The 25,958-nt window shown below is 61.3% G+C and carries 19 protein-coding genes; 9 read left to right on the top strand and 10 right to left on the bottom strand.

The features are described from left to right. Positions 1–160: 160 nt before the first annotated feature. The 5 genes from HZC36_05865 (at position 161) to HZC36_05845 (ending at position 5,445) form a co-directional block, all read left to right on the top strand. On the top strand, positions 161–982 hold the full coding sequence (locus HZC36_05865; protein MBI5706499.1) for a hypothetical protein: 822 nt from the start codon (positions 161–163) through the stop codon (positions 980–982). Between the two features lie 155 nt (positions 983–1,137). Beyond that, a complete protein-coding gene (locus HZC36_05860) occupies positions 1,138–2,025 on the top strand; it encodes a sugar ABC transporter permease (GenBank protein MBI5706498.1) in 888 nt (295 codons plus the stop codon). Then, positions 2,022–2,840: a carbohydrate ABC transporter permease gene (locus HZC36_05855; protein MBI5706497.1), complete on the top strand. Its 819-nt coding sequence runs from the start codon at positions 2,022–2,024 to the stop codon at positions 2,838–2,840. The genes HZC36_05860 and HZC36_05855 overlap by 4 nt, the downstream gene beginning before the upstream one ends. A 120-nt stretch (positions 2,841–2,960) precedes the next feature. After that, entirely contained in the window at positions 2,961–3,407 is a 447-nt protein-coding gene (locus HZC36_05850) for a hypothetical protein (GenBank protein MBI5706496.1), read from the top strand. A 112-nt stretch (positions 3,408–3,519) separates the two neighbouring features. Further along, entirely contained in the window at positions 3,520–5,445 is a 1,926-nt protein-coding gene (locus HZC36_05845; GenBank protein ID MBI5706495.1) for an NPCBM/NEW2 domain-containing protein, read from the top strand. On the opposite strand, the gene HZC36_05840 is transcribed toward HZC36_05845, so the two are convergent. Further along, the gene (locus HZC36_05840) at positions 5,392–7,704 is read right to left on the bottom strand and encodes a glycoside hydrolase N-terminal domain-containing protein (GenBank protein MBI5706494.1); all 2,313 of its coding nucleotides are present in this window, start codon (positions 7,702–7,704) and stop codon (positions 5,392–5,394) included. The genes HZC36_05845 and HZC36_05840 overlap by 54 nt on opposite strands. A gap of 450 nt (positions 7,705–8,154) precedes the next feature. Here HZC36_05840 and HZC36_05835 point away from each other — a divergent pair, with 450 nt between their 5' ends. Further along, the gene (locus HZC36_05835; protein ID MBI5706493.1) at positions 8,155–8,526 is read left to right on the top strand and encodes an RNHCP domain-containing protein; all 372 of its coding nucleotides are present in this window, start codon (positions 8,155–8,157) and stop codon (positions 8,524–8,526) included. A gap of 246 nt (positions 8,527–8,772) precedes the next feature. Then, positions 8,773–9,402 (top strand): PEP-CTERM sorting domain-containing protein, encoded by a 630-nt coding sequence (locus tag HZC36_05830; GenBank protein MBI5706492.1) that lies wholly within the window; start codon positions 8,773–8,775, stop codon positions 9,400–9,402. Between the two features lie 53 nt (positions 9,403–9,455). Here the strand turns inward: HZC36_05830 and hppD are convergent, their stop codons facing one another. Then, positions 9,456–10,544 carry a 4-hydroxyphenylpyruvate dioxygenase gene (gene hppD / locus HZC36_05825; protein ID MBI5706491.1) on the bottom strand — a complete coding sequence of 363 codons (1,089 nt, stop codon included), beginning with the start codon at positions 10,542–10,544 and terminating at the stop codon, positions 9,456–9,458. A 345-nt stretch (positions 10,545–10,889) separates the two neighbouring features. Between hppD and HZC36_05820 the strand changes: the two genes are divergently transcribed. Continuing rightward, on the top strand, positions 10,890–12,527 hold the full coding sequence (locus HZC36_05820) for a S8 family serine peptidase (GenBank protein MBI5706490.1): 1,638 nt from the start codon (positions 10,890–10,892) through the stop codon (positions 12,525–12,527). Between the two features lie 285 nt (positions 12,528–12,812). Here HZC36_05820 and HZC36_05815 read toward each other — a convergent pair whose 3' ends face one another. From HZC36_05815 to HZC36_05780, 8 genes are all read right to left on the bottom strand, one after another. Then, positions 12,813–13,901 (bottom strand): site-2 protease family protein, encoded by a 1,089-nt coding sequence (locus tag HZC36_05815; GenBank protein ID MBI5706489.1) that lies wholly within the window; start codon positions 13,899–13,901, stop codon positions 12,813–12,815. A gap of 107 nt (positions 13,902–14,008) precedes the next feature. Then, on the bottom strand, positions 14,009–15,178 hold the full coding sequence (locus tag HZC36_05810) for a 1-deoxy-D-xylulose-5-phosphate reductoisomerase (GenBank protein MBI5706488.1): 1,170 nt from the start codon (positions 15,176–15,178) through the stop codon (positions 14,009–14,011). 112 nt (positions 15,179–15,290) lie between these two features. Continuing rightward, positions 15,291–16,988, bottom strand: coding sequence for a glycosyltransferase (locus HZC36_05805; GenBank protein ID MBI5706487.1), 1,698 nt, complete (start codon positions 16,986–16,988; stop codon positions 15,291–15,293). A gap of 350 nt (positions 16,989–17,338) precedes the next feature. Continuing rightward, positions 17,339–18,448, bottom strand: a complete 1,110-nt coding sequence (gene glf, locus HZC36_05800) for a UDP-galactopyranose mutase (protein ID MBI5706486.1) — start codon at positions 18,446–18,448, stop codon at positions 17,339–17,341. A gap of 171 nt (positions 18,449–18,619) precedes the next feature. Next, on the bottom strand, positions 18,620–18,868 hold the full coding sequence (locus tag HZC36_05795; GenBank protein ID MBI5706485.1) for a hypothetical protein: 249 nt from the start codon (positions 18,866–18,868) through the stop codon (positions 18,620–18,622). 294 nt (positions 18,869–19,162) lie between these two features. Beyond that, entirely contained in the window at positions 19,163–20,977 is a 1,815-nt protein-coding gene (gene aspS / locus HZC36_05790; GenBank protein ID MBI5706484.1) for an aspartate--tRNA ligase, read from the bottom strand. 461 nt (positions 20,978–21,438) lie between these two features. Next, positions 21,439–21,924: a helix-turn-helix transcriptional regulator gene (locus tag HZC36_05785; GenBank protein ID MBI5706483.1), complete on the bottom strand. Its 486-nt coding sequence runs from the start codon at positions 21,922–21,924 to the stop codon at positions 21,439–21,441. A 182-nt stretch (positions 21,925–22,106) separates the two neighbouring features. Continuing rightward, the gene (locus HZC36_05780) at positions 22,107–24,563 is read right to left on the bottom strand and encodes a prolyl oligopeptidase family serine peptidase (GenBank protein ID MBI5706482.1); all 2,457 of its coding nucleotides are present in this window, start codon (positions 24,561–24,563) and stop codon (positions 22,107–22,109) included. A 201-nt stretch (positions 24,564–24,764) separates the two neighbouring features. On the opposite strand from HZC36_05780, the gene HZC36_05775 reads away from it, so the two are divergent. Beyond that, positions 24,765–25,898: a homoserine O-acetyltransferase gene (locus HZC36_05775; protein MBI5706481.1), complete on the top strand. Its 1,134-nt coding sequence runs from the start codon at positions 24,765–24,767 to the stop codon at positions 25,896–25,898. Positions 25,899–25,958 lie beyond the last annotated feature (60 nt).

Raw genomic sequence — 25,958 nt, 5'->3', positions numbered from 1 at the left:
GCCCCTGAACTGTCAACGCCGGCACGGAACCCGAGCAGTCGGGCTGTATCAGCGGGCCTCTTTAGGACCTAATGATCCAAATGGGGCCCCGGTTCGTCAAAGCAAATGCACACCGTCCAGCCCATCAGACGATCAGGGAAGGGCGAACCATTAGGTGAACATGATGAGACACAACCAGCCTTTGGCAAAAACAGCCATAGCCCTCGCGCTGCTGCTTTCCGCTGGGAGCGCGCTGGCATGGATTCGCGAGATGAACGCGAAGGAAGACGGCAAGGGATGGATCACAATCGAGGGCCGCAGGCCCATCGATGTGGACCGGCTATCGGTGATTCTCCATTCCGACGGCTCCATGCAGATCAAGCAACTTCGCGATGAGACGATTACGTTTGAAGGGACTTGGCGCAACGACGGACGAGACCGCGTGCGGCTGCGCATCGACGAGATGAACCGGCGGCGCGCCGAAGGCGCCGGCTACGTCGAGCTCGGCCGAGGAGACACCTTCGACGTGGTGAGCCTCTCGGGAACCTCTGGCCGAGACCGCTTCCGGCTCGAATTCGCCCGCAAGGGCGTCCGGTTCGACAGCCGCCCGAACAACAGGCCTGGTCGCTATGACGAGGACCGATACAACGACCCAAGAACCTATCGCGGGCCCATCTCGATCAGTCGGACCCATGACTCGCGCGGCCGCTACGAGTTCTATCGCGGCTTCGCCGTGCTCAAGCGAGCCCACGTCAAGGTCGACCGCGATGGTCGGTTCGAGATCTCCTTTTGGGGCGATCGCAACGACCGTGTTTCGGGAACCTGGACCAACGTCAATGGACGGCTCAGGCTGACTGTGACCCGCGGATTCGGCGACCGCGCCTGCACGGGGGACGGCTGGATGGATGTGGACGCCCGTAACGGCGACTGGGTGCAGTTCTCGTTGGACGGCGGCTCGGGCCGCGACCACTGGTCGCTTGAGTTCTTGCCCGCGAAGAGGTAAGGGGAGGCGGACAGCCTCCACCCCCAACCCCCTCCTCATTTTCGCTGCGCGAAGACGAGGAGGGGGCTTCGTCCGTTCAGGGCGAAAACCAAGGGAGGGGCGCAGAGTGATCCGCAGACGGGCGCTGGGCCATAATGCTCTGAGCTCGCCTGCCCGTGAACATCCGTCGACGCAACCTGTTCATCGCCTCGTTTCTCGCCCCAGCCGTGGCGTTTTATGGGCTATTCGTCGTCTACCCGTTGGCGCAGGCGTTCGCGCTCTCAATGTACCGTTGGCGCGGCGTTTCCTCCAAGAAGACCTTTGTAGGATTGGACAATTTTGAACGCCTCTGGAACGACGATGTCTTCTGGCGCGCGCTCAAAAACAACCTCTGGCTCCTGGGCTTCGCGGGCTGTTCTCTGATCCTCCTCGGCATTGCGCTCGCCCACGGAATGCAGACCAAGGGGCGCATCTCCAAGCTTCTCCGTTCGGTCTATCTGTTTCCCCAGGTCATTTCGATGGTCATCGTGGCGGTGCTGTGGATGTTTCTTTATAACCCCAGCTTCGGGCTGGTGGATGCCGGGCTCCACGCGATCCATGCGCCGACGCCCGAGCACGGCTGGCTCGGCGACGCGTCGCTCGCTCTCCCGGCCGTTGGTATCGCCTTCATCTGGTACGCGCTCGGGTTCTACGTGATGCTGTTCTCTGCTGGACTGAACGGCATCGCCGCTGAGGTCTACGAGGCGGCCGAGCTCGACGGTGCGAAAGGGCTTTATAGGTTCTGGACGATCACTTGGCCGTTGCTTTGGTCGATCCGCAAGGTCGCAGTCGTCTATGTGGCCATCAACGTGATGAACATCTTTGCGCTGCCCTTCCTGATGACCCGTGGCGGTCCGGACCGAGCGACCGAAACCCTTCTGACTTACCTCTACGAGCAAGGCTTCACCAACTTCCAGTTCGGCTACGCCACCGCGCTCGCCGTGGCCAACTTCATCATCGTGATGGGCATCAGCGGGCTGCTGCTCTTTCTCTTCAGAAAGAACCCTGAGGGAGCCCGGGCATGAAGAACGTGACGTCCAAGGTGGCGCTCCTTCTGTTCGCGCTGGCGGTCGTCGTGCCGCTGGTTTGGATCCTTCTCGACTCGTTCAAAGAGAGCGTCGAGGTCTTTTCCAGCGTTTGGGGGCTCCCCAAGCAACTGAAGTGGGCGAACTACCAGACGGCCTGGACCGAGGCGGGTCTGGGGCGGGCCTTCTTCAACTCGCTCAAGGTCTGCCTGGGAACGCTCGTCATCCTGGTTCCGATCGGCTCGATGGCGGCTTACGTTTTCGCCAAATATCGGTTCAAAGGCTCGGGCGTACTGTTTGGCGGTTTCCTCGGCGGCATGATGTTCCCCAATTTCCTGGTGATCGTGCCGCTGTACTTCCTGATGCACAGTCTGCATCTCTATGATAATCTTTACGGACTGGTTCTTGTATACGTCGCTTATTCGCTCTCGTTCACGGTATTCGTGATGACCGGTTTTTTCCAGGCATTGCCGAACGATCTCATGGAGGCTGCCCAGATCGACGGCTGCGGCCACGCGCGCACGTTCTGGTCGATCATGTTCCCCCTGGTCCGGCCCGGCATCGTGGTGGTAGGGATCTTCAACGCGATCGGGCTCTGGAACGAATTTGGACTGGCGCTGGTTCTGCTGCCCGGCGCTGAAAACCGCACACTGCCGCTCGGCATCTATGACCTGGCGCAGGTGCAGCACTACCAATCCGACTGGGGCGCGCTCTTTGCGGGACTAGTGATCGTCATGACCCCGGTGCTGATTGTGTACTGGATCTTTCGCGACAAGATCCACGAAACGATGCTCGCCGGCGCAATCAAGGGATAAGCACAAGGCAATCTTGCCAGGTCCTCAATCTTGACAAAAACATCGTCTCTGGAACCCCTGGTGGGCGAAGTGTGTTCGTGGTATTGTCAATCATCTCTCTCGATGAGGAGCAAATTTACTATGACCAAGTTCTTGATGACTCTTGTCGCTGCAATGAGCCTGATGGCGTTCGCCGCAGCCCAGCAGGCCGACTGCTGCGCCGAAAAGGCGCCCTCTCCCAAGGCAAAGGAAGCCAAGGCCGCTCAGGCCAAGTCGACCCCCAAGGCCAAGGCCGCAGGCGATGAGTGCACGGACTGCAAGGACGCCGCCAAGGCCCAGATGGCTGACGACGAGTGCTGCAAGTCCACCGCCGCCAAGCCGATGAAGGTCGGCGATCCCGGCTGCTGCAACAACGCCAACGAACTTGCCAAGTTCAAGCTGTTCGTGGTGGGCAAGGGCTACGCTTACTTCGGCTGCGAGGACTCCGCAGGTAAGGCACGCGAAGCCTTGGTCAAGAAGGGCGAGTTTGTGGGCAACGTCCAGAAGGTCGCCAGCAAAGTCAAAATCGGCAAGGGCGTCAAGGTCTGACCTAGTCACTTCCAATCGTCATGAAAACGCCGAGCCGCTGAGCGGCTCGGCGTTCTTTTTTGTATAGATTTCCTGCAAGACTTGGCGATCATCAGGCGGATAACATGAGGGCATGGTCGCCCTGACACTGGCGCTCGTCGCCCCCCTCCTCCAGCCGATCGATACTTGCTCCCTTTCCGATCTCGACCTTTCCAAAATGACCGTGGGCTGGGGCAAGGTCCGCGTCGGACGCTCGATCGAAGACAAGCCGCTCACCGTTGGCGGCAAGGTCTACACGGCCGGCATCGGCACCCATGCCGCGTCCCGGCTCCGTCTGAGGCTGGACGGCAAGGCGACCTCGTTTCGGTGCCTCATCGGGGTGGATGACGAAACCCAAGGGCGTGGTTCGATCCGCGTTCGGGTCTACCTGGATGGCAAGGTGGCCTTCGACTCGGGCACGTTGAAGGGCGGTGCGCCGCCCGCGCAGGTTGACCTGAAGCTCGGCGGCGTCAAGGATTTCATCTTGGTGGCCTCCGGCGCCAACGACGGCATCGACTACGACCACGTGGACTTCATCGAACCCACCTTCACTTTCAGTGGAGCCAGACCCGCTGCCCTTGGGGAGCCAGATGAAAAGGAGGTCATCCTCACGCCGCCGCCCCCAAAGTCCCCGCGCCTCAACACCGCGCCCGTCATCGGCTGCACGCCAGGAAAGCCCTTCCTCTACCGAATTCCAGCGACCGGCGTACGACCCATGCGGTTCTCGGCCCAGGGACTTCCCAAAGGCCTCATCTTGGACGCTTCCACTGGATTCCTCTCAGGAAGGACTCCCGCGCAAAAGGGGACCTACCGGCTGCGCTTGTCGGCTCGGAACGCGAAGGGACTTGACCAGAAGTCGCTCAGCCTGAAGGTCGGAGACACGCTCGCGCTGACGCCCCCGATGGGCTGGAACTCCTGGTACATCCATTACGGACGGGTGACCGATAAGGCGATGCGCGCCGCCGCCGATGCGATGGTCAAGAGCGGCATGGCGGACTTCGGCTATCAATACGTGAACATCGACGACTGCTGGCCAAGGACGCAGCGCGAAGCGCCCCTGCGCGATGAGAGCGGCACGGTGCTCTGCAACGACAAGTTCCCCGACATGCCCGCCTTGACAAGCTACATTCACTCGAAGGGCCTGCTTGCGGGCATCTACACCTCGCCGGGACCTTGGACCTGCGCGGGCTTCACGGGGGCCTGGCAGCACGAACGCCAAGACACCGAGACCTTTGCTCGATGGGGCTTCGACTTCCTGAAATACGACTGGTGCAGCTATGAGAACGTGGCCACCGGCACGGGCATCGAACGCCTGAAGAAGCCCTACGCCCAGATGGGCGAGATCCTGAAGGGCCTCGATCGCGACGTGGTCTACAACCTGTGCCAATACGGCATGGGAGACGTTTGGAAGTGGGGCGCGGAGACCCGTGGCAACTGCTGGCGCACGACCGGAGACCTCGGCAACATGAGCTCCTGGCGAGATGTGGCGTTCGCCAATGCGAGGCTCTGGCCCTACGCGAAACCGGGCCACTGGAACGACCCCGACTATCTGCTGATCGGATGGATCGGGGACAGCTCGCCGCTGGGACGCCGCAAGTGCACGATCCCCCCTGCCGAGCAGTACAGCTACATGGGCATGTGGTGCCTGATGGCGGCGCCGCTGATCTTCTCGGGGGACATGGAGCGGCTGGACCCGTTCACATTGAGCGTGCTCTGCAACGCCGAGATGATCTCCGTCGATCAGGACCCGTTGGGCAGGCAGGCCAAGGTCTTGCGCGCGACCGACGAAGAGTGGGTGCTGCAGAAGCCGCTGGCCGACGGCTCGACGGCGATCGGGCTGTTCAACTTTGGGGAAGTGGAGCGGACCGTCTCCGCGACGTGGAAGGAGTTGGGCTACTTGAGCGGGAAGAAGCTCCGGGTCCGGGACCTGTGGCGGCAGAAGGACATTCGGACGATCTCCACTGGGCTATATGCGACGTTGAAGCCGGGGGCGTGTTTGGTCGTGAGGGTTTGGGAATAGAAGTCGCGGATCTTCCGGGCTTGCCCTTCCCTCCAAGACCTGGCCCTTCTTGAGCGTGACCACGTAATCTGGACCGTCGAGCTTGACGTCTTTGCGGTTCCAGGTGGGTGATTGGCCGCCAAAGGGGTCCCGGAGAGTAAGGGTTCCAGAGGAGGCAGACTGGAGAGTCTGCCCCACAGGGGCATATTCGACCTTCACCCACACCGTGATGCCGTGCTGGCGCTTGGCCGAGACCTTGAACCCTCCCTCGGCGCGCAGGTCGTGGAACTCACAGTCCTGCCATTCCTTGGCGACCGCTGGGAATACGTTGACCGTGCCGCCGTCGCTCTGCAGCAGCATGAGCTGAACGGCCTGCATCGCCAGGAAGTTGCCTTCAAGCGTGAACGGCCGGTAAGTGAAGTTGCTCAGGCCCGATTTGGTCTGGTCGCCATTGGCATGGAAGCCGTTGCGAAGGATGAACGCGCGCTCGTAGTCCTTCAGGTACTTCAGCGCTTCCTCCGCGCGGTGGGCTTGGGCGAGCATGCACGCCATCCAGGAGAAGCTGTAGCCGCACCACCAGGCTGTGCCCTGCTTGAGGATGTCGTCGATCGTGCCGTTGACGATTGCCTTTCCTTTCGGATCGTCCGCGCTGAAAATCCCCAGCGGATGGATGGCCATCGCGTGGGAGAAATGCCGATGCGATTCGTTGAACGGCTCGCCGCGAGCAAAGGTCAGGCTGCCGTCGCTATCGTGGTAGAACCCACCCAGCCCGGCGGCGGCTCGATGCCATCCGTCGGCTTCGGTGCTGAGCTTGAGTTCCTCCGCCATCGACGCGAGCGCCTCGAAGAGCCACATCATCAGAGCCTGATCGTAGTTCGAATTGGGCTTGAGCCAAGCCGCCAGCGAGTTGTCGTGAATTTCCGGTGAGCTTGAAAGCGGCAGCTTTAGCTCGCCGTTCTTGTCGGGCTTCAATAGGCCCATTAACGCAGTACCGATCTCCTTGCACCATGGGTACGCCCGCTCTTTCAGGAACTTGTGGTCCATCGTGGTGCGCCAGTGCAGATAGAAGCTCTGCGCGACCCACGCGCCGTTGGTCGGCGAGAGCGAGTACATCCCCCAGCCGCCCATCGGTTTGCCGTCGAGGGTCATGACGCCCGGCACGACCGCGCCTTCGACGCCATAAAAGCTCTTCGCGAACCGCTTGAATTCCGGCAGGAGCTTCCAGAGAAAGTCCAGCCACGCCTCGCCCGACTCCCTCAGCCCCGCGGAGTGGTAGGCAAGGTAGGTCATCTGGGTGTTCAGGTCGTTGTGGTAGTCGCCCTTCCAGGGCGGCAGCCCGCCCTCGTCAGCGGTCCATACCCCTTGAAGCGGCATGGGCGGCGCGCCTTTCCGGGAGCCCGCGCCGTACAGGTACTTCACGAAGTCGTAGTGCTTCTGGAGCTTGGGGTCAGGGATTTGGACCGACGAGGTGGCCCAGAACCTGCGCCACCATGTCTCACTGGCCTCCAATCGTTTGAAATAGCCCTCTTTGAGGCCCGCTTCAACCCTCTTCCGGGCGAGCGCAACGGGGTCTTTGGACTCGGCGCTGGTAGCGATCGTCGCCACAAGCATGCCCGCGTTGCCTTCGGCGACGGCGCCGAGCATGACGCAATATTTGAAGCCTTGGGCGGCCTCTTGGACATACCACTGAAGCGCTCCTTCCGCTCCCCACTTGGCCTGCGCGTAGCCCAAACTCGCCACACCCGCCGGTGGAATCAAGCGGGCCGATCCTGGGCAGGGAACGGCAAGGATCGCCACCGGCTCGCCGGCGCACACGAATGCCGTCAAGCTCCCGACAGCTCCCCCCTCCACGCTTCCTAGCCCCTTCGAGAGGTCCAATCCGAATTGGCTCGCCTGAAAATCCTCTTGCAGTTCGAGTTCCACCCTTCCCGCCGGCAGCTTGGTGGGGTAGGGGATGTTGTCGTAGGGCGCATCGAACAGGCGCACCAGCTCCGCGTGGTTCTTGGCCGCCACCAGCTTCTGCATATTGGCGTAGGTCCAGCCTGGATCCTTGAGGGTGTCTGGCGTGCGCTGGTCCCAAAGATCGCCTCGATCCAAAGATACGTTGATCTTGTTGCCGCCTCCCCAGAGAAGCAGCCCCATCATGCCGTTACCCAGAGGGATACCCTCGTCCCAACGCTCGATCGGCGCCTTCAGAACGAGGTCGGAGCGGGGGTCTGGGTAGCGATTGGCTTGGGGCTGGAAGGGCGTAGAGGCCATAGCGAGGTAGAGGCCCAGCATGGCCCTTTGTACCTGAGGCAGGGGCTGCAGGACCGCTTGCGCCGAGTGAACGTCTGAGGCAAAAGGGTCCTTTTGGACCTATCTCGCTCGGACGAACCGGGTATAGTCCTCCCCGTCGTCTCAAACGAGTCGAAAAACCTGGAGGAAGCATGTCTATGTCTAAAGCAGTTCTTGCCGTCTTCGATTGCATGCCCCTCTTCGTCGCGGCCTGATCCGCGCCCGGCATTCCCGGGTTCCATCGCCGCCGAAGAGCGGCCATGCGCCATCCCTCATCCACTGCGCGCCTTCACGCGTGCCTGACGGACCGACGCATTTGGAAACCCATTGAAGACAAAGAAGAACCACAGCACCAACTCGCCTGACGAGCTGCGCCGGCTGCGAAAGCGCGCGGCCAAGCTCCGTCACCGCGAGCGAAAGGAGGGCGGCGAATCCGCCCCACTCGACATCTGGATGACCCGCCTGAAAGGAGCGGGGCATCAAGACCTGATCGACGGCTTCACCTGCCGTCAATGCGGCGCTTTCGCCGCTTGGGACGGCGCGGGAAGCCGCCACCGAAACCACTGCCCGAACTGCATGCACAGCGTTCACCTCGACGACGTTCCTGGAGATCGCGACGCCACTTGCGGCGCGATCATGGAACCGATCTCCGTCTGGGTGCGCAAGGGTGGCGAATGGGCCATCGTGCACCGCTGCCGGGAGTGCGGCGCGCTCAGCAGCAACCGGATTGCAGCGGACGACAACCCGACGCTCCTGATGAGCATCGCTGTACGGCCACTTGCGATGCCGCCGTTCCCGTTGGAACGGCTGGCAGAGAGCCGCTAGCAGCCCATCGACATCCCTGGCACTGTCCGACACAAGCCAAGGCGGAGCCAGGGGTGGAGATGGAGCTGGAGATTGGTGCCGGTGATCCGGCCGCGAGGGTAACGGGTGGTACCAGGTTCTGGCCTTCTGTCGATTGGCTCCGCCAAAGTGTCACAAATGCAATGCTCGCAGACAACTATATACACATGCCCACTGGGTCACGTATTTCATCCGCCCGGTGCGGCCCGGATGACAAAGGAGAATCAGATGAGAACCTTGATTGCACTTACCGCGATGTTTGCAGCGGCCACCTTGGCCGATGCAGCAGACTTCGTTTCCAATGGGAGCTTCGAAAGCGGCAACGTTCTCTTCTCGTCGGACTACGTGTTCCATGACGCCAATCTGGACGACCTTCACAGTGCAGGAACCTACACCGTGGACGACGATCCGGTCGACAACCACACCGCTTGGGCGTCTTTTGGAGACCACACGTCGGGATTCGGCCATATGTTCATCGCCAATGGCTCGCTGTCTTCCGGAGATGAGGTCTGGCATCAGAGTGTCTCAGGGCTGCAACTAGGCGAGACCTACACCTACACCGTTTGGGGAGCGTCCGCTTATTCATTCCATCCAGCGTCGCTCAAGCTGATGGTCAACGGAGACATGGTGGTGGCCGAGGCATTGTCAGCAACCACGGGCCTATGGAACGAGGTCTCAGGCACCTGGGTCGCTACCACGACATCGGCCGAACTCTACGTCTACGATCTGGTCAGCTTTGGCGATGGCAATGACTTTGTGCTGGACGATATCAGCTTCACCGGGCCCGTGCCGGAGCCAGCGACGTTTGCGGCACTTGCACTTGGCTTCCTTTGTCTCCGCAGGAAGATAAGGGCTTAAGCCAGACCCGCGCACTCCCAAAACGCGCGAAGGTCGCTTGAGCGCGGCGGGCCCTACAGCGTCCCGCGGAGGGCTTGCTCGCGCTCAATGCTCTCAAAAAGGGCTTTGAAGTTGCCCTTGCCAAAGCTCTTCGCGCCCTTGCGGTGGATGATCTCGTAAAACAGCGTCGGGCGGTCCGTGATCGGCTTCGTGAAGATCTGCAGCAGGTACCCCTCGTCGTCGCGGTCCACCAAAACCCCAAGTTCCGCGAGCACGTCGATGTCCTCGTCGATCCTCCCAACCCGATCCGGCAGCATGTCGTAATAGGTCTTGGGTACAGGCAGGAACTGGATTCCGCGCGCCATGAGCCTCGAAACCGTGTAGATGATGTCATCGGTGCGAAGCGCCACATGCTGGCAGCCGGGGCCCCCGAAGAACTCGAGATACTCGTCGATCTGGCTCTTCTTTTTGCCCTGGGCCGGCTCGTTGATCGGGAACTTCACGCGCATGTTGCCGTTGGCCATCACTTTCGACATCAGCGCCGTGTACTCGGTCGAAATGTCCTTGTCGTCGAAGCTGATCAGGTTCTTAAAGCCGAGCACGTCCTCGTACCATTTCACCCACGTATTCATCTTCCCCAGCTCGACGTTGCCCACGCAGTGGTCCACTTCGATCAGGCCGATGGGGTCGCCGGGCCGGTCCACCTGCTTCATTTTAGGCAAGAAGTGGCCGCTGAACTTGTCGCGATTGATAAGCGTGTGCACCGTGTCGCCATAGGTCTTGATGCTGGCGATGCGCACCTTGCCGTTGTCGTCCTCCAGCCAATAGGGCTCGCGCCAAGACTCCGCGCCGCGATCGGTGGCCGCTTTCCACGACCAATCGACGTCGTCAACCTCAAAAGCGATATCCTGCACAAAATCGCCGTGGATCGCCAGCTTTTCGGCGATCGGGTGGCCGGGGCGGACCGGCGCCGTAAAGAGCAGGCGCACGTCGTTCTGTTCCAGCAGGTAGTCCACCTCGTGCTTCAGGCCGGTTTCCAGGCCGTGATAGCCGGTGATGTGGAACCCGAAGGTGTGCTGATAGAAGTAAGCCGACTGGCGGGCGTTGCCCACATAGTGTCGGATATGGTCGATGCGGCGGATGGGAAACGGATCGTGAGACATCATCGTTCTCCTGGGATTCTTGACTGGAGAGTATATCAGGGCGCAGGGACAGGGGGACAACGGATAAAGGGACTCGGAGTTATGTCTCCACCCCCCAACCCCCTCCGTATTTGCGAACCAAAACGAGGAGGTGGCTTCAAACCCCTTGCCCATCCACATACCAAAACAAGGAGGGGCTCAAGAACCGGGGCCCCATTCCACATTTCGCCCCAAAAATAACCAGTAACCGCATCCCTGACAGGGTGCCAGTGAAAAACCGAGATTCTAAGTGGAAAAGCCCATTTGGAAGGTGCTCATATGCGGATACTCTGGCTTGGCTGCGCAGCAGCGCTTGCATCATTATCATTGGCAGAAAACGGACTGGATCAGCCGTTCCAGGCGATCAAAGGCGTGCGGGAGTTTTCGGGACGCCTCATCGCCCACCCGAAACAGGACGTTGCGGCGGTCCGCACCAACCGCGGAGTCCAGTACCTCCAGGCCAACCGCCAGGCGGCGATCCAGATGATCGCACCCTACACGGTGGCGCACAGCGCCGAGACCGACGATTTTCTGGTGCGGGTGCCTCGCGGCATGAACGAGTCCAGCGCCGCCGACGCTTTGCTCCGCACGGGCAACTTCGAATACGTCGAGCCGGACTGGATCGTCTACCCCGCCTCGACGCCGAACGATCCGCTCTTCAACAACCAGTGGCACCTGAACAAGGTTCATGCACCGCTGGCATGGGACTATTTCCAGGGCAATGGGTCGGTGACCGTTGCGGTCTGCGATACCGGTGTGCGCTCGAGCCACGAAGACCTTGCGCCACTCATGGTTCCGGGCTTTAACTCTGCCAGCAACCTTCCGCAGTGGCTTGGGGGCGACGTCTCCGACATTAATGGGCACGGAACCAAGTCTGCTGGTATCGCCGTGGCGGCGGGCAACAACGGCATGGGCGTTTCCGGCCTTAGCTGGAACTTGAAGCTGATGCCGGTCCGCGTGACGAACAACTCGAACGGCTCAACCACGACCTATGCCATCTGTCAGGGCGTGAAGTGGGCTGCCGACAATGGCGCGCGCATCATCTCAGTCAGCTATTCGGGCGTGGCCAGCGCGGCGGTGGGCGCCGCAGGCAACTATGCTCGGCAGCGCAACGCGCTGCTCTTTTGGTCCGCCGGCAACGAGAACGCCGACCTCTATGGCTTCGACCATTTGACGGTCACGGTGGTTGGCTCTCTGGATTCCAACGACCAAAAGGAAGCCTCGAGCAACTTCGGCCGCGGCGTGGACCTATTCGCGCCGGGCGTCGGGCTCTGGACGACCACAAAGACGGGCGACTCAACCTATGGTTCTTTCAGCGGCACGAGCGCCGCAGCGCCCTGCGCTGCGGGCGTCGCCGCTCTCGTCATGGCGTCGAACCCGTGGCTCTCCGCGGGCCAGGTCGAGCAGATTCTGCTGGAGTCTTGCGAGCACATGAGCCTCGGGCCGGATGACACTTACTGGGGTTGGGGTCGCGTCGATGCAGCCGCAGCTCTGGGTGCGAGTTACGACCAGTACGGCTTCGCGCCGGTTGCATCCAGCCTCTCGGCGGTCCGCACTACCAGCTCGCTGGGCGACCTTCAGGCTTCCGATGACGTATGGTTCGGCTTCCGGGCCATCATGGGCGCCAACACCGACCGCATCCAGCCCTCGCTCACGGTCACCGGCACGTCGACGATCGCCTCGATGGGCAGGCTGACCTTCCAGTGGGAGGGCTGGTCCACCGGCCAGATGATGGCGCAAGTCAAGCTTTGGGACTACTGGGCGAACGCCTGGACCACCGTAGATATGCGCCAGCTCGGCGGCTTCGATCAGGAGTTTTCGGTGAGCCCGGCCGATCCGAACCGGTTCATGCAGCCTGGCACGGGCCAGATGAAGGCGCGGTTGACGTTCGGCTCGATGCTGCCGAACCAGAACTGCTGGGTGTATGTGGACAGCGTTTCCTGGAAGACGGGAATCACCAACTAAAGCGTGAGAGCTGGACAGGATCTCTCAGGCAAGACGCCTGGGCTACAAACAGAATCACCAACGAGGGGTCAATGGTGAGGGGGAAAGGTGGGCCCTTCCGCCGCAAGGCGGGAGGGCCCACTGGCTTATCTTGCCAGGCTGCTCCGAATTGCCCTGCCGACGACAGGGCCGGGCTCCAGGCCCCGGAACCGCCACCCCCTGCACCCTCCTCCTCTCTCGCCAGAGCGAGACAAGAGGAGGGAATCTAGCGGCCTCCGCCGCGAGGCGGGAGGGCCCACTGGTTGGTCATTTGACCAGCCGGCTAACGTCCAGAAATACTGCAGACAGCACCAACAATGAGACAAACAAAAGGCCGACGTTGAGTAGGACGGTCTGAACCCTGAAGCTGAGTCTTCGTCCTCGGCGCAGCATCTCAACGAAAGCAACCAGCATCTGGCCGCCGTCCATGGGCATCGCCGGCAGAAGATTGATGATCCCAAGGCTGATGCTGAGCACGCCCGCCATGCTGATCATGTCGGGGATGCCGCTCTTGGCACCTTCCTGCGCGGCCTGGAAGATGGCGATCGGCCCGCCCACTTCATCCTTCAGTCGAGAAGGCTGCAAGACTGATCCGGCGAGCCGACCCACGATAACGAAGGGCAACTCGACAGACTTCACAAAGGCAGTGGCGATCCCCACCTTTTCGGGGACGGCATTCGGGCCCATGCCGAGCTTTCCCTGTTTGCGGCTGTCGCCTGTGGGCTCGAAGTCTTCGTTGAGAACGGGTCCGTCCTCCAGGGTTGGCGTGGCCGTCGTTACGGCCTGAACTCCCTTGCGGACGTAAGTGATCTCAGTCGGCATCTTGGCGCGGTCGCGCACGATGGTCATCACCTCGTAGAAAGTCTTGACGGGCTTGCCCTCCACCGCGACGATCCGGTCTCCTGGCCTGAGGCCCGCTTGGTACCCAGCCTTGTCCTTCGCCATGAAGCCGATGACCGGCTCGTGCGAGCGCTTCATCACCCCGACCGACATGAAGAGCGCGGTCAGGAGCGCCACGCCTGCGACCACGCTGAACAATGGCCCCGCGAAGAGGACCATGAACCTCTGGAAAGGGGGCTTGCTGTAGAAGCCGTTGGCGATGTTGACTTCGCTGCCGTCCTCCTCGGGCATCATGCCCTTCACCCTCACGAAGCCCCCGAGCGGCCACGCCCTGAGGGTGTATTCGGTGTCGCCCTTCCTCAGCCAGACCCATTTGGGCTTGCCCAGGCCGATGGCGAACTCTTCGACGTCCATCTTGAACCATCGTGCAAAAAGGAAGTGGCCAAGCTCGTGCGCCGCCACCAAGACGGTGATCAGGGTGAGGAAGAACAGGGTGCCAAAGATGGTGACTTGCATGGCCTTTCACTTAGTACGAATTTGGAGACGATTTGCGTCGCAGGGACCCGGTTGAATGGTCTACTTTCGGAAGCTTGCCCGCAAGACAATTCGACACGCGGCGAGAGCTACCGCTGCAATGCCTCCCAAAAGGCTTGTCTGGCCCATGCATCGGCCCGCAGGATCGACTCCAGCGACACTGGCAGGGCAGAGTGCCGTTCCATCACAAGCTGCACGGACTCGGCGATCTGCAAAAACCCAATTTCCTCGCGCAAGAAGGCGTTGGCGGCCTCTTCGTTGGCGGCGTTCATCACACATGGCATCGTGCCACCGGCCCTGGCCGCCTGAATCGCGAGCCCGATAGACGGGAAAGTCTCGTGATCAACGGGTTCAAAAGTGAGGTTTGGCGAGTCCAGCGGCGACCATGGCGGCAGGGAGTTTTCCGGCCGCTCGGGCCAAAGGAGCGCGTACTGGATGGGCAGCCTCATGTTGGGCCAGCCGAGTTGCCCGAGCACGCTGCCGTCGGTGAACTTTACCAGGGAATGGACAATGCTCTGGGGGTGGATCACGACCTTTACGCGGTCGATCGAAGTGCCAAAGAGCCAGTGCGCCTCGATAGTTTCGAGGCCCTTGTTCATCAGGGTCGCTGAGTCGATCGTAATCTTTCCGCCCATGCTCCAGGTGGGGTGGTTCAGGGCCTCTTTCGCCGTGATTCGAGTCAATTCGGACGTTTTCTTTCCGCGAAACGGTCCGCCGCTTGCGGTGAGGATCAGCTCCTGGATCTGGTCTGACCGATAGCCTTGAAGGCACTGGAAGATCGCGCTGTGCTCGCTATCGATGGGGGTCATCGCCACGCCTTTCTCGCGGACCAGAGGCATCACGATTTCGCCTGCCGCGACGAGCACTTCCTTGCTGGCGAGAGCAATCTGCTTGCCCGCATGGATCGCGGCGATGGTGGGCTCGAGGCCGATCACTCCGGCAACGCTGACCACCACGATGTCGGCTTCAGGGAGGGTGGCCAGATCGACAAGCGCGGACATGCCCCGGGGAATGTCGCCTGTGCAAGGGCGTGCGGTTCGTGGCTCGCGGTCGGTGGTCCCTCCGTCCCTTCGTCCCACGGTCCCTTCGAACAGCGCCAGGCGCCTCACCCCGAAGCGCTCGGCCTGCTCGCGGAGTTTGGCTTCGTTCGAACGTGCGGCCAGTCCCACGACCTTGAGCCGCTCAGGGTGCTGGGAGATGACGTCCAGGGTCTGGGTGCCGATGCTGCCGGTGGAACCGAGCACGACGACGCGCTTCACGGGTTGGAGTATGGCTGAGCCAGGCTGTGGCCCGCCGGGGCAGCGGCGTCGTTGGGTTCTGGGTCCTTGCTGCGGACCCGGCCACAAGGCCCGAAGCTGGGCCCAGGTTCACCTAAGCCGCAGCCTTCACCATTCCCGTCTCGATGATGGAGTCAATCGCTCCCAACACTTCAGCGCCCCATATCTCGACCTGAAGAGGTGCGGGATCGGGCAGGCACCCCCAGGCCACCTTTTCCCAAAGCTGCCTCGCCGCCACTTCCGTGATCGCCTTTGAAGGTAGACGGTCTCGGACGATGACGTCACTGGCAATCCTCATCTGGAAGCCTGCTCTGGAAAGCCTGTGGGCGGCATCCAGAGCCCCGACCTCATCGGCCAGAGCGCCGTCCCAACCCCCGATCACATCAAACGCCTGCCGGGGGAGGGCCACACAAGATGACTCAAAACGCTTAGCTGGGAACGACATCCCGCAGTTCCACTCGGCGATCAGCGCTGCCGCTTGCTCGAATCCGAACTCGCCGGTGATGCAGGTGGGCACGTGCGGTTGGAAGCTCTGAAGCCCCTCGGGCTGGTCCAGCAGCGGGCAGACCGCCCCAACCGCCGCTCCTCGGGAATGCGCCCAAAGGGCATCGAGCCATCCCGGTGCAAACTGGGTGTCCGGCTCGCAGAAGACCAGGAGGCTTCCCTTCCCCGCTGCCGCGCCCGCATTCCAGCACGCCGAACGGCCCTCTTTGTGCCTCCGCACAACCCGAATTCTGCTATCCGCCGTCTCAAGCTGGAGGAGCAGATCGGCGCTCTGGTCCGTCGAGCCATCGTCCACCACGATCAGCTCGTCGATCGCACTGAGCGTTGGCAGGATGCTCTTGAGGCAGTCGGTCAGGAGCGCGAAGCCGTTCATCGAATAGACGATCACGCTGGTCCTGACATTGCCTTCCGCGGACCCGGTCTGCGCCATTCCTGGGCCGGTTTGGAGCGCCCCAGTGGCGATCGGCTGCAAGCCATAGATGTGGTGTCGAAAGGCGCCCGTGCGCTCCTTTTCCACCCCAAACTCGACGTTGTGGCGAAACATGACCGGACGCCCGTTGAAGTGAAGCTCGTTTCCGACTCGGGCCGCTTCGAGTGGGAGCGGATGGCAACCGTGGGTGTGGATCTCGCCCGGCAGATTGCGGACCTCGAAGTTTCCCGTCTCCAGGAGGTACGAAAGCAGCCACTGCTGCTTGGCGTAGTGGCCGAGCAGGACATCCACTTTGGCAAAGGCCTGGACATAGGCCTCGCAGAGACTCCTATAGGCCGACCGGCGTGCGATCAGCACGCCCGTGTTGTAGCACGGCATGGCGTCCCAATCTCCGGGGAACACGCCCTTTATCGCCTCGAGATCCGATTGGGGGTTCAGCAGGCGGATCTCGCGCGCCAGGCTGCCCCAGGGACCCTCGTTCAGCCCCACCGCCACACCGTTCTCAGGCAGCGTGCTGAGCCATTTGAGCTCGTCGGCGGTGAACCACCTCTGCAGCACGATGTCGCCGTCGGTGAAAATCACGATGTCGTCGTCGGCGCCGTCGGGATCGTCGAAGGCCAGGAACTCACCATGCTGAAGGCAGTTGTTGGGGTTTTTGGCCTTGAGCTGCTTGACGGGTACCGGGCGCCATTCCATCTTGTCGAGCGACCGGATGCGGGTGAACCAGTCCTCCTCCCCCTGTACGGGAACAAAAACGACGTTGCGCTTGGCCTTCGAGTGCTTTTCAATACTCTCGAAATAGGCCCAGATTCGGGGGAGATACTTGTAGTCGGAACCGGTGGCTAAGATAATGTTCATGGGAGTTGGTAGTGCTCGGCGTTGAGGTCTTCAGGGTTTCAGGTTGTCAGGTGTGCAGGTGCGATGGGTGTCGGGTGCTCAGTTGCTAAAGTGTTCTGGTTCTCGGTTTTCGGGTACTAAGGGTGTCGGCCATAATAGAAGCCATCTCAAAGGTCGTTTCCAGAGGCCCAACGGGCCGAAATGTTGAAGCGAAGGGCGAAGCCCTGGAACCTGGTGGCCGTTTGCGATCGAGCCCTGTAAGGGCGGAATAGCGACTCTTGAGATTCGCTGTAGTCTTCGAACTCATCTGGCTCAAGGTCTTTCAACATCCAACATCCAACACCCATCATTCGTCATCCGTCATTCGTCGCCTACGCCGCTATTCGCTCGTTCCTCCTGCTTCCGTGGAGCTTCTCCACCAGAGTCAATGCAGCGCCGATGGCTTGGTGCATATCCCAATAGACATAGCGCCCACAACGACCGCCGAAGAGAGTGGAAGTTTCGAGTTGGCGATAGCGTTCGTAGAGGGCTCTGTTGGCTTCGTCGCCAACCGGGTAATAGGGCTCCTTTCCTACGGAGTAGGCGTCTGGATACTCTCGCGTGATGATCGACTTGTTGGAGTACACGCCGTGAAAGTGCTTGTGCTCCAAGATCCGTGTAAACGGCACGTCGGCATCGGTGTAGTTCACCACGGAGCAGCCCTGATAATCTCCGTCCACAAGCTCGTCTTCAAAGCGCAGCGATCGGTACTCCAGCGGACCAAATCGATAATCGAAATAGGCGTCAATCATGCCGGTGAAGATCAACTGCCCCATGGGCTCAAGCTCCTTTCGGTTCTCGAAGAAGTCGCAGCCCAACTCCACATCGATCCCCTCCAGCATGCGCTCGAAGAGCGGCGTGTAGCCTTCTACAGGTATTCCCACAAAACGATCGTCGAAATAGCTGTCGTCAAAGTTGAGCCTAACCGGAATTCTGCGAACGATACTGGCCGGCAGATCGGCAGGCTCCCTTCCCCACTGCTTCTTCGTATAGCCGCGAATGAACGTCTCATAGAGATCCCGCCCTATGGCGGAGAGGCACCACTCTTCCATGTTCCTCGGGTCTTGCACCGGTTCCCGGCGCGCGGCAAGTTCTGTTTCTGCTTCCTGTGGCGTCGTCACCCCCCAAAGCTGATGCAGTGTGAGCAGGTTTATCGGAAAGGACAGTATTTGGTCTTTATGGCGGACTTTGACCCTGTGGCAGTAAGGCCGGAAGTCGGCGAACATGTTCACGAAGTCCCAGAGACGTTGGTCGTTCGTGTGGAAGATGTGCGCGCCGTAGCGATGTACCGGAATGCCCTCGACGGTTTCGGTGTAGCAGTTCCCGCCCAGGTGGGGTCTGCGGTCGACCACAAGGACCCTTTGACCGCGACGGGCAAGTTGGTGTGCGCACGTTGCGCCGAAGAAGCCCGCACCGACGATCACGTAGTCGTATGACGCCAATCCACCCTCATGGCGCAAGGGACGCGCCTATTGGAATGATCGGCATATTTGCTGGGAAGGCTAGCGGGATGACGTTCTATTTACTGCCAGGATCGGTGCCTGGCAGACCGGTTGCCAGGTCGGCCGCGGGGCAGCGGCCGACTGGCGGGCAGCCGATGGGATGGTGGCTGCTTACCGGTGGTGATGATTACTGTAGGCGTCGGACGCGCCCATGACGATGCCGAGTACGCCAAAGGCGACGACGGCGATCGGAGCGAAGAGCGCGAGCGGAAAAACGGCAACGAGACCCGTGATCGCCGCAAAGAAGATGCCCGTCAGGCCCAAGAGGACCAGGCCAATGCCGGCGTAAGTCTTGCCCTTTGCCGTCTCGATGGTGGGGATTTCGGCGTCCAATAGTTCCGCTTTAAGCACTTTGCTCATGATCAATCCTCGATTAAGAACACTTTCCGGTTCTGTATAGATAGGTTACGGCATGAAGGCGACATTCTTTATTTACAAAATCGTATGGAATCCCTCTGAAAGATATCTATTTTTGTAAGGATTGAAGTGGGAACGCATCCGTGAGGATGAGCGAGGTGTGAGTGAAGCCCGTGGGGCAGACTCTCAATCTGCCGACGCCGCGGGTGATCAGGAGGAAGGGATGGTGGGATGGGAAGATGGTCAGATATGGCGACTCAGGAGTCTGGAATCACTCCGAGCAGCGTGGAGAGGCCGCTACTTCCTGGGCCTAAGCTGCAGGCCCATTTCCACCCACTGGGCCTCGTCGACTTCGGATGGGGCGCCCATCATGGGGTCGAGCCCGGGGCCGATCTTCGGGAACGCCATTACCTCGCGGATGTTCTCCTCATCGAGCAGGTGCATCACGATGCGGTCGATGCCAGGGGCAATCCCTCCATGCGGGGGCGCTCCGAACTGGAACGCTTCGAGCATGTGCCCGAACCGATCCTTCTGGGTCGGCTCATCGATGTTCAGCAGCGAGAACACACGCGACTGGATGTCGGGTCGATGGATTCGGATCGAGCCGCTGGCCATCTCCGTGCCGTTGCACACCACATCGTAGCAGTCGGCCAACACGCTCCCCGGGTCGCTCTCCAACCGATCCAAGTGCTCGAACTTCGGGCTCGTGAACGGGTGGTGGCTCGGCGACCATCGGCCGGTCTCCTCGTCTCGCTCAAAAAGCGGGAAGTCGAGGACCCAGCAGAACACCAGCTTGCGCTTGTCGCGCAGGCCGCACCGGGACCCAATCTCGTTGCGAAGCCGAAAGAGCACGTTGTTCCCCGCTTCAAAGGTGTCGGCGGCAAAGCAAAGCAGGTCTCCATCCTCGGCATGACCGACCTTGAGAATCGCGTCGAGCTCCTCCGGCTTGAAGAACTTGGCGATCGAGCCTCGAACCTTTAGCCCGCACGGCGCCGAGAGCGCGCCCTCGCCATCCGCGACCCAAAGCGTGGCGAGGCCCTTGGCGCCCCATTCCTTGGCCATCGTTTCGAGATCGCCCACATCCTTGCGCGAGAGCGAGGCCCCGCCGGGATAGCGAACGCCCCGAATCTTGCCGCCTGAAGCAGCGACAGACTTAAACACGCCAAACTCACTGCCCTTGACCGCGTCGGTGATATCAAACAGCTCCAAACCGAACCGAAGGTCGGGCTTGTCGCAGCCGAACCGCTCCATCGACTCGGCGTAGGTCAGCCTCGCGAACGGCTCAACAGGGTCCTTTTCAAGCCCGAACTTGGCGATCACATCGTTGCAGACTTCGCGCAGCAGCCCTTCGGCCACCTGGAGCACATCCTCTTGCGTCACGAACGACATCTCGAGATCGAGCTGCGTGAATTCGGGCTGGCGGTCAGCGCGCTGCGATTCGTCGCGGAAGCACTTGCAGATCTGGTAGTAGCGCTCAAGCCCTGCAACCATCAGGAGCTGCTTGTACTGCTGCGGACTCTGCGGCAGGGCGTAAAACTTGCCGGGGTCGAGGCGATAGGGCACCAGATAGTCGCGTGCGCCCTCGGGCGTCGAGCGGGTGATGATGGGGGTCTCGGTCTCGACGAAGCCCCGCTCGTCGAGGTATTTGCGGATGCCCGTGACCACCCCAGCCCGGACCGCGAGCTTGCGGTACATCGAGGGACGGCGCAGGTCGAGGTACCGGTGCTTGATCCGCAATTCCTCGTTGACGCTCACCATCTGTTCCTCGTCGCTGACCGGGAACGGGATCGGTTTCGCGGGGCCAAGAACCTGATAGGATTCGACGACCAGCTCCACCTCGCCGGTGGCCATCTTGGGGTTCACGGTTTCGGGGCTGCGATGGCGCAGGGCGCCCTGGATGGAGAGGCAGGTTTCGGAGCGGATTTCGGCGAGGTTCGAGAACTTCGCGGGGTCGAAGAACGCCTGGACAATACCGGTCCGGTCGCGAACGTCGACGAAGAAGAGCCCTCCAAGGTCGCGGACCCGATGGGCCCAGCCGTTGATGACGACGGCCTGGCCTTCGTGCTGGGGGCGCAGTGCGCCACAGTCATGGGTTCGCTGTTGGAAGCTCATTTGAGTTCAAAAGGATACCTTTTGAGGGGGGTTGGGGATTGGGGGATGGGGTCCGGGGTGAGGGTTGGGTGCCCGTTGGTCAGTAGCCGCAGACTTTAGCCTGCGATCGTGTTAGTTAGGTTCTGTAGCCGCAGGCTTTAGCCTGCGTCCGGTCACATTGGTCTCTCGAACCATAGGTGGGCGTGATCCGGCTAAAGCGAGCATCGCGCATCGCTCGGGCATGGTCGAAGGACCGGAAGGCCAAACCTGCCGAAAAAACCACGGCGCCGGCCGAAGGCCTGGAATCTGGGCGCCACCATCCCATCACTATGCCTGAAGGGCCGACGCGGCTCTTGCGCCCCTTCAGGGCTTGTCGGGCGTGCGGGTAATCCCCAATTCCAGGGCGACGCCCTTCGCTTTCACCTTCCGGCCCGTTGTTCCTCTTTGACTCGCCGCCGCCTTTGGGCTCAACGACGCTTCACTCAATACCCACCCTTTGGCCCTTTCTTTGCCTCCGAACGCATCGGCCGGCGCGTTTCAGCCACAAGCGCAAAGCCGCGGCGCATCTCGGGAAGCGTCCCCCACCTCTCCGCCAGCTCGCCGACCTTTTCCAGCGCCTCGACCAGTTCCTTGCCCTTGACGGTCAGGCGGTACTCGACGTGCGGAGGAATGTAGGAATGGACCTCGCGGACCACAAGCCCCGCGTGCGAAAGCTCCTTCAGCCGGCAGGCCAGCGTGTTCGAGTTGATGCTCTTCGCCGAGGCGATTTCGCTGAAGCGCCTCTTGCCCTGTGCGAGGACGCGGATCACATGGATGGTCCACCGACGGTCCAGCAGGTCGAAAAGGTCCTCCGCGAAGCTCTCGTCGGCGCCGTATCTGGCGCGCACTTCTCGGACGACATCGATCTGGCGAGCGCAAATCGGCAGGCCGCCGTAGAGCAGGGTCGGATTGCAATTCAAGCCGGTCATGATTCCTCCGTGAACACGCAAAGTGAGTTCCAAGAGGATCATAGCACTATAGTTTTTCATTTGACAAGAGAAACGGCGAAATTGCAGTAGCCGATTGGTTCGGGTCGGGACGCGTTTGGCAGACTGAGAGTCTGCCCCACGGATCCCTTCACCCTTCCATCCCTCCACCCTTCCACACTGCTTTAGGGCCTGTCTCTCCATGCGGACTGGCGCAGGCGGACCACCCAGTCGTCGTCGAAATAGCCCGCGCCGATCACACCCGATAACCCCGAGGCGTACACTTTCGTGTCGAACACACACCAGTCCGGATACTGAACGCCCGACACGAAATACGGCAGACGGTTTGTTGCGGCCATGCCCTGCAGCCCCGTCCCCGCCACGACGCCGACCATCGCAAACTTGGAGTCGGGCCGAGGGTAGACGAACAGACACCCCAACCCCACGCCCTTCTGCTCCTTCTCGCCCACCGTCAGCTTGCCGGACCTCACCTGAACCGGCGCCTCCTTCAAGAGTCGACTGAAGGTCCGGTTTGTCTCGCTGTTGCCATAGAGCACCACGTTGCGATCGCGCGTCTGCGAGGGATCATCGAGCGTCGCCAGAAACGCGGCGTCGCTCATCACGCGGAACGCACCGTTGCCACGATAGCCGAACTGCTCCGCGTCAAACCGCGCTTTGGCCAGTGACCAGGCGTTCTCCTCGGGGGTTCCGGAGGTGCCGTACACGAGCCACGCGCCGTTGCGGAACGCCGATTTGAACTGATGGCGCCGCTTTGGGGCGTCGGTCGTACCCGCGGGGCCCGCGCAAATCCAGGCGTCGTCCACCATTTCGTAAGCCAGGCCATCCTTGGGGTCGGTGGGCAGCGGTGCGGAAACGCTTTGCCCATCGAGTTCGGCGATGAACACCCTCCCGCTGCGGTCGATCGCCTCGGGGCCCACGATCAAACGCCTCACATTCACGGTCTTCCCCACGATTCTTCCCGGCTGGCGAGCCAGTTCCACGGAACTCAGACCGTAAGGGATGTTTTGGGAGTCGATCCGAGCCCAGAGGTATTGCCCCGATCGCGCCGGATCGAACGTGCAGAAGCTGACGGACAGGGCGTCGGCGGGCTTCTTGAGGGCGCTATCCTGGAAGAGCTTCATCATCGGGGGCCAATCCACACAATCGGCCCCGGGCGCGGCGTCGCCATCCCACCAGTGCCCCGCTCCCGGCTGCTCGTGGTAACCGAATTTCGCGCCTATCTGGGTGAGTTGCTCCTTCATGGTCCTGGCCTCCCGCACCGGCACGTTGTCGTCGGCATCTCCGTGGAGGATGTAGACCTCCTGGTTCAAGTAGTTCTTCTTCTGGGCGAGCGTATCGCTGCCGTTCATCGCTCGGTAGAAGATCTCTTCGACCGGGTTCGTCGGGGCGCTTCGAGGCGATCCGGCATAGCTGAAGAAGCTCACCCAACCGGCGCTGGGGCCTATTGCGGCGAAGAGGTTGGGGTAGGTGACGCCCAGGTGCCAGGTACCGTGGCCACCCATCGAGTGGCCCGTTAGGTAGGTCTTGGCCGGGTCTGTGGCAAGTGTGGTCTGGGCGTGTTTGAGCACCTCGATCGCGTCCTCCTCGCCCCAATCCTCCCAATCAAAGCCGAAGGGGCGTCGGTTGGTCGGAGCGGCCAAATGCGCCCAGTCTTTGCCCGAATAGGCGTCGGCCTGCCCGATACCCTCGACCCCCGCGCCATGCGGCGAAAGAATGAGAGACTTTCCGATACCAGGGGTCTGCGCCGGGTTCAAGCCGTAATACTGCACGCTGCCGTCGATCGCGCTAAGGAAGGTGACCTTGCGGGTCTGCTTGACGCTCCGAACCCGAAGCGGCACCCGCTGGAACTCGAGCATCCCAGAGGGGCCCACCAATGCAAAAGTGGCTTCGGCGGTGCCCTCCGCCGTGGGCGCGTCTACTTTTAGCTTGACCGGGACCTTGTAAACCCCAAGCGGTGGGATCGGGGGCACTTCGGTGGTGACCTTTGCGCCGCCGGCGACCCGGGTCTGCACAGAAAGACCGGACATCTCGGACGCGGTCGCGTTCATCACAATGATGCCTGCCAGCATTTCGCCTCCTTGCCCAACGACGAGGTCCGGCACGGTCAGGTCCGCCATATTGAAGCTTGCGGGAACCGAAGGCCTGACAAGCCGCACGTTCAGATTGCCGCGCCCCGCGCCAAAGAGCAGGGTGTTGGCGCCGGTTTCCAGTTGGATCGGGAGCTTGAGATAGCCGTTGCCGTAGGGGTCGCCGGCCCTGGGCACCCCGTTGATCAAGGCGACGCCATGTCCCGAGGCTTCGAGAATGACGATCTCGGGCTGAGCGCGAACCACGTTGAAAAGCGCATAGCCGCCCTGAAACGGTCCCTGGTTGATGGCGCCGTTTGCGTCAGCCTTGAACGAGGTCCAGGATTGCTTGCTGCCGCTCGCGAGTTCTACTTCGTCGCCGGCCTTGGGCGTGCTCCACTTGCCCTCGGCAAGCTGAAGCTGGATGGCGTCTGTCGGGAACGGGATACGTCCAGACCGCACCACGCCGCGAATGGCGAGACCTTCGGTCAGGATCTCTGGCGGAGCCGCCGTTTGGGACGTGTGAAGCGCAACGAGTAGAGCCGTGACCAGCATGGCGACGTTTTACCGGATGCGGACGAGTGAGCACCGACTCGGCTCTATGGCTTTTTTGCTTTGCATCACTCTTCGAAGGCACGAAGGCAGACTGAGAGTCTGCCCCACGAGACGCCTTCAAACGGATCACAATCCTTCATCCTGGTGCACCCTCCCCCACCCTCATGCACCGCCACCGCGCGGGTACCCTTCCCTCTCCAAATGGACCCCGCCCTCTTTCAGGAGAACGAGCGACTCACCCCGCAAGCCGACGAGCGCCAGTTTGTAGATATCGGCAGATTCAGGTGTGGACGGGGGCCGGTGACGGTGGCGTACCAAACCTGGGGAACCTTGAACGAAGCCAGGGACAATGCGGTGCTGGTCTGCCATGCCCTGACCGGCGACAGCAATGCCGCGGGTTGGTGGGACCGCATCGTTGGGCCGGGCAAAGCCATCGACACCGATCGCTTCTTCGTCATCTGCACCAACACCCTTGGCGGGTGCCGCGGTACGACCGGGCCAAGCTCGATCTACGAGGACGGAAAGCCCTGGGGGTCGCGATTCCCGCAGATTTCGATTCGCGACACGGTCGAGGCAATGCGCAAGGCCCTGCACGCTCTTGGCATCGAGAAGCTCTACGGCGCGGCCGGCGGCAGCATGGGTGGGATGCAGATCTTGGATTGGACCGTTCGGCATCCTAACGAGATTCGGAGGGCTTGGCTCACTGCGTGCTGCGCGGCGCATAGCGCAAATCAGATCGGTTTCAACGAGGCGCAGCGCCAAGCAATCATTCGGGACCCGAAGTATCTTGGCGGCGATTACCCGCTTGACGATCCTCCCGTGCAGGGTCTTGCGGTCTCCCGAATGATCGCCCACCTCATGTTTCTGAGTGAGGCAGCCCTTGATGCCAAGTTTGGGAGGAGATTTCAGATCCAGTTGGACGCGACCGACGGGTCAGGTGGGTCAGACCTGTCCGACAAGTCCGACTGTTCGGCCCAATCCGAAAACGCGGAAGAGACTCAGCGCCAGCAATTTCAGGTCGAGTCCTACCTCAACTATCAGGGCGACAAATTCACAAAACGGTTCGACGCCAACAGCTTCGTGCTCCTCACGCGCGCCATGAACACCTTCAGCTATGAGTCGCTGGAAGGCTCCACAACGGAGTATCTCTTCACTAGCTTTACTAGTGATAGGCTCTATCCTCCTTCGCAGAGCGAGGAGCTGCATCGGCTGGCCCTGGCTGCCAGGTGCAAGAGCGACTGGGTCAACATCGACCTCCCATACGGCCACGATGCGTTCCTCTTGGATGAAGCCGGTCAAGGCGAGGCGGCACGGAGATTCTTGCTTGAAGGGTGACCTTCCCTGATAGAATGAACCCTTAAGGGAGATCGTTGAGAAGTGTTGGATTTGCGCTCG

The organism is Armatimonadota bacterium (assembly GCA_016223145.1).
Lineage (GTDB): Bacteria > Armatimonadota > Fimbriimonadia > Fimbriimonadales > Fimbriimonadaceae > Nitrosymbiomonas.
The sequence above is the reverse complement of the archived record's forward strand: the minus strand, read 5'-3'. Positions and strand labels throughout refer to the sequence as shown.

Excerpts from the sequence above, each read along its gene's own strand:
- HZC36_05865 (MBI5706499.1), top strand. The coding sequence starts at position 161 with ATGATGAGACACAACCAGCCTTTGGCAAAAACAGCCATAGCCCTCGCG.
- HZC36_05855 (MBI5706497.1), top strand. The coding sequence starts at position 2,022 with ATGAAGAACGTGACGTCCAAGGTGGCGCTCCTTCTGTTCGCGCTGGCG.
- HZC36_05850 (MBI5706496.1), top strand. The coding sequence starts at position 2,961 with ATGACCAAGTTCTTGATGACTCTTGTCGCTGCAATGAGCCTGATGGCG.
- HZC36_05845 (MBI5706495.1), top strand. The coding sequence starts at position 3,520 with ATGGTCGCCCTGACACTGGCGCTCGTCGCCCCCCTCCTCCAGCCGATC.
- HZC36_05840 (MBI5706494.1), bottom strand. The coding sequence starts at position 7,704 with ATGCTGGGCCTCTACCTCGCTATGGCCTCTACGCCCTTCCAGCCCCAA.
- HZC36_05835 (MBI5706493.1), top strand. The coding sequence starts at position 8,155 with ATGACCCGCCTGAAAGGAGCGGGGCATCAAGACCTGATCGACGGCTTC.
- HZC36_05830 (MBI5706492.1), top strand. The coding sequence starts at position 8,773 with ATGAGAACCTTGATTGCACTTACCGCGATGTTTGCAGCGGCCACCTTG.
- hppD (MBI5706491.1), bottom strand. The coding sequence starts at position 10,544 with ATGTCTCACGATCCGTTTCCCATCCGCCGCATCGACCATATCCGACAC.
- HZC36_05815 (MBI5706489.1), bottom strand. The coding sequence starts at position 13,901 with ATGCAAGTCACCATCTTTGGCACCCTGTTCTTCCTCACCCTGATCACC.
- HZC36_05805 (MBI5706487.1), bottom strand. The coding sequence starts at position 16,988 with ATGAACATTATCTTAGCCACCGGTTCCGACTACAAGTATCTCCCCCGA.
- HZC36_05795 (MBI5706485.1), bottom strand. The coding sequence starts at position 18,868 with ATGAGCAAAGTGCTTAAAGCGGAACTATTGGACGCCGAAATCCCCACC.
- aspS (MBI5706484.1), bottom strand. The coding sequence starts at position 20,977 with ATGAGCTTCCAACAGCGAACCCATGACTGTGGCGCACTGCGCCCCCAG.
- HZC36_05785 (MBI5706483.1), bottom strand. The coding sequence starts at position 21,924 with ATGACCGGCTTGAATTGCAATCCGACCCTGCTCTACGGCGGCCTGCCG.
- HZC36_05780 (MBI5706482.1), bottom strand. The coding sequence starts at position 24,563 with ATGCTGGTCACGGCTCTACTCGTTGCGCTTCACACGTCCCAAACGGCG.
- HZC36_05775 (MBI5706481.1), top strand. The coding sequence starts at position 24,765 with ATGGACCCCGCCCTCTTTCAGGAGAACGAGCGACTCACCCCGCAAGCC.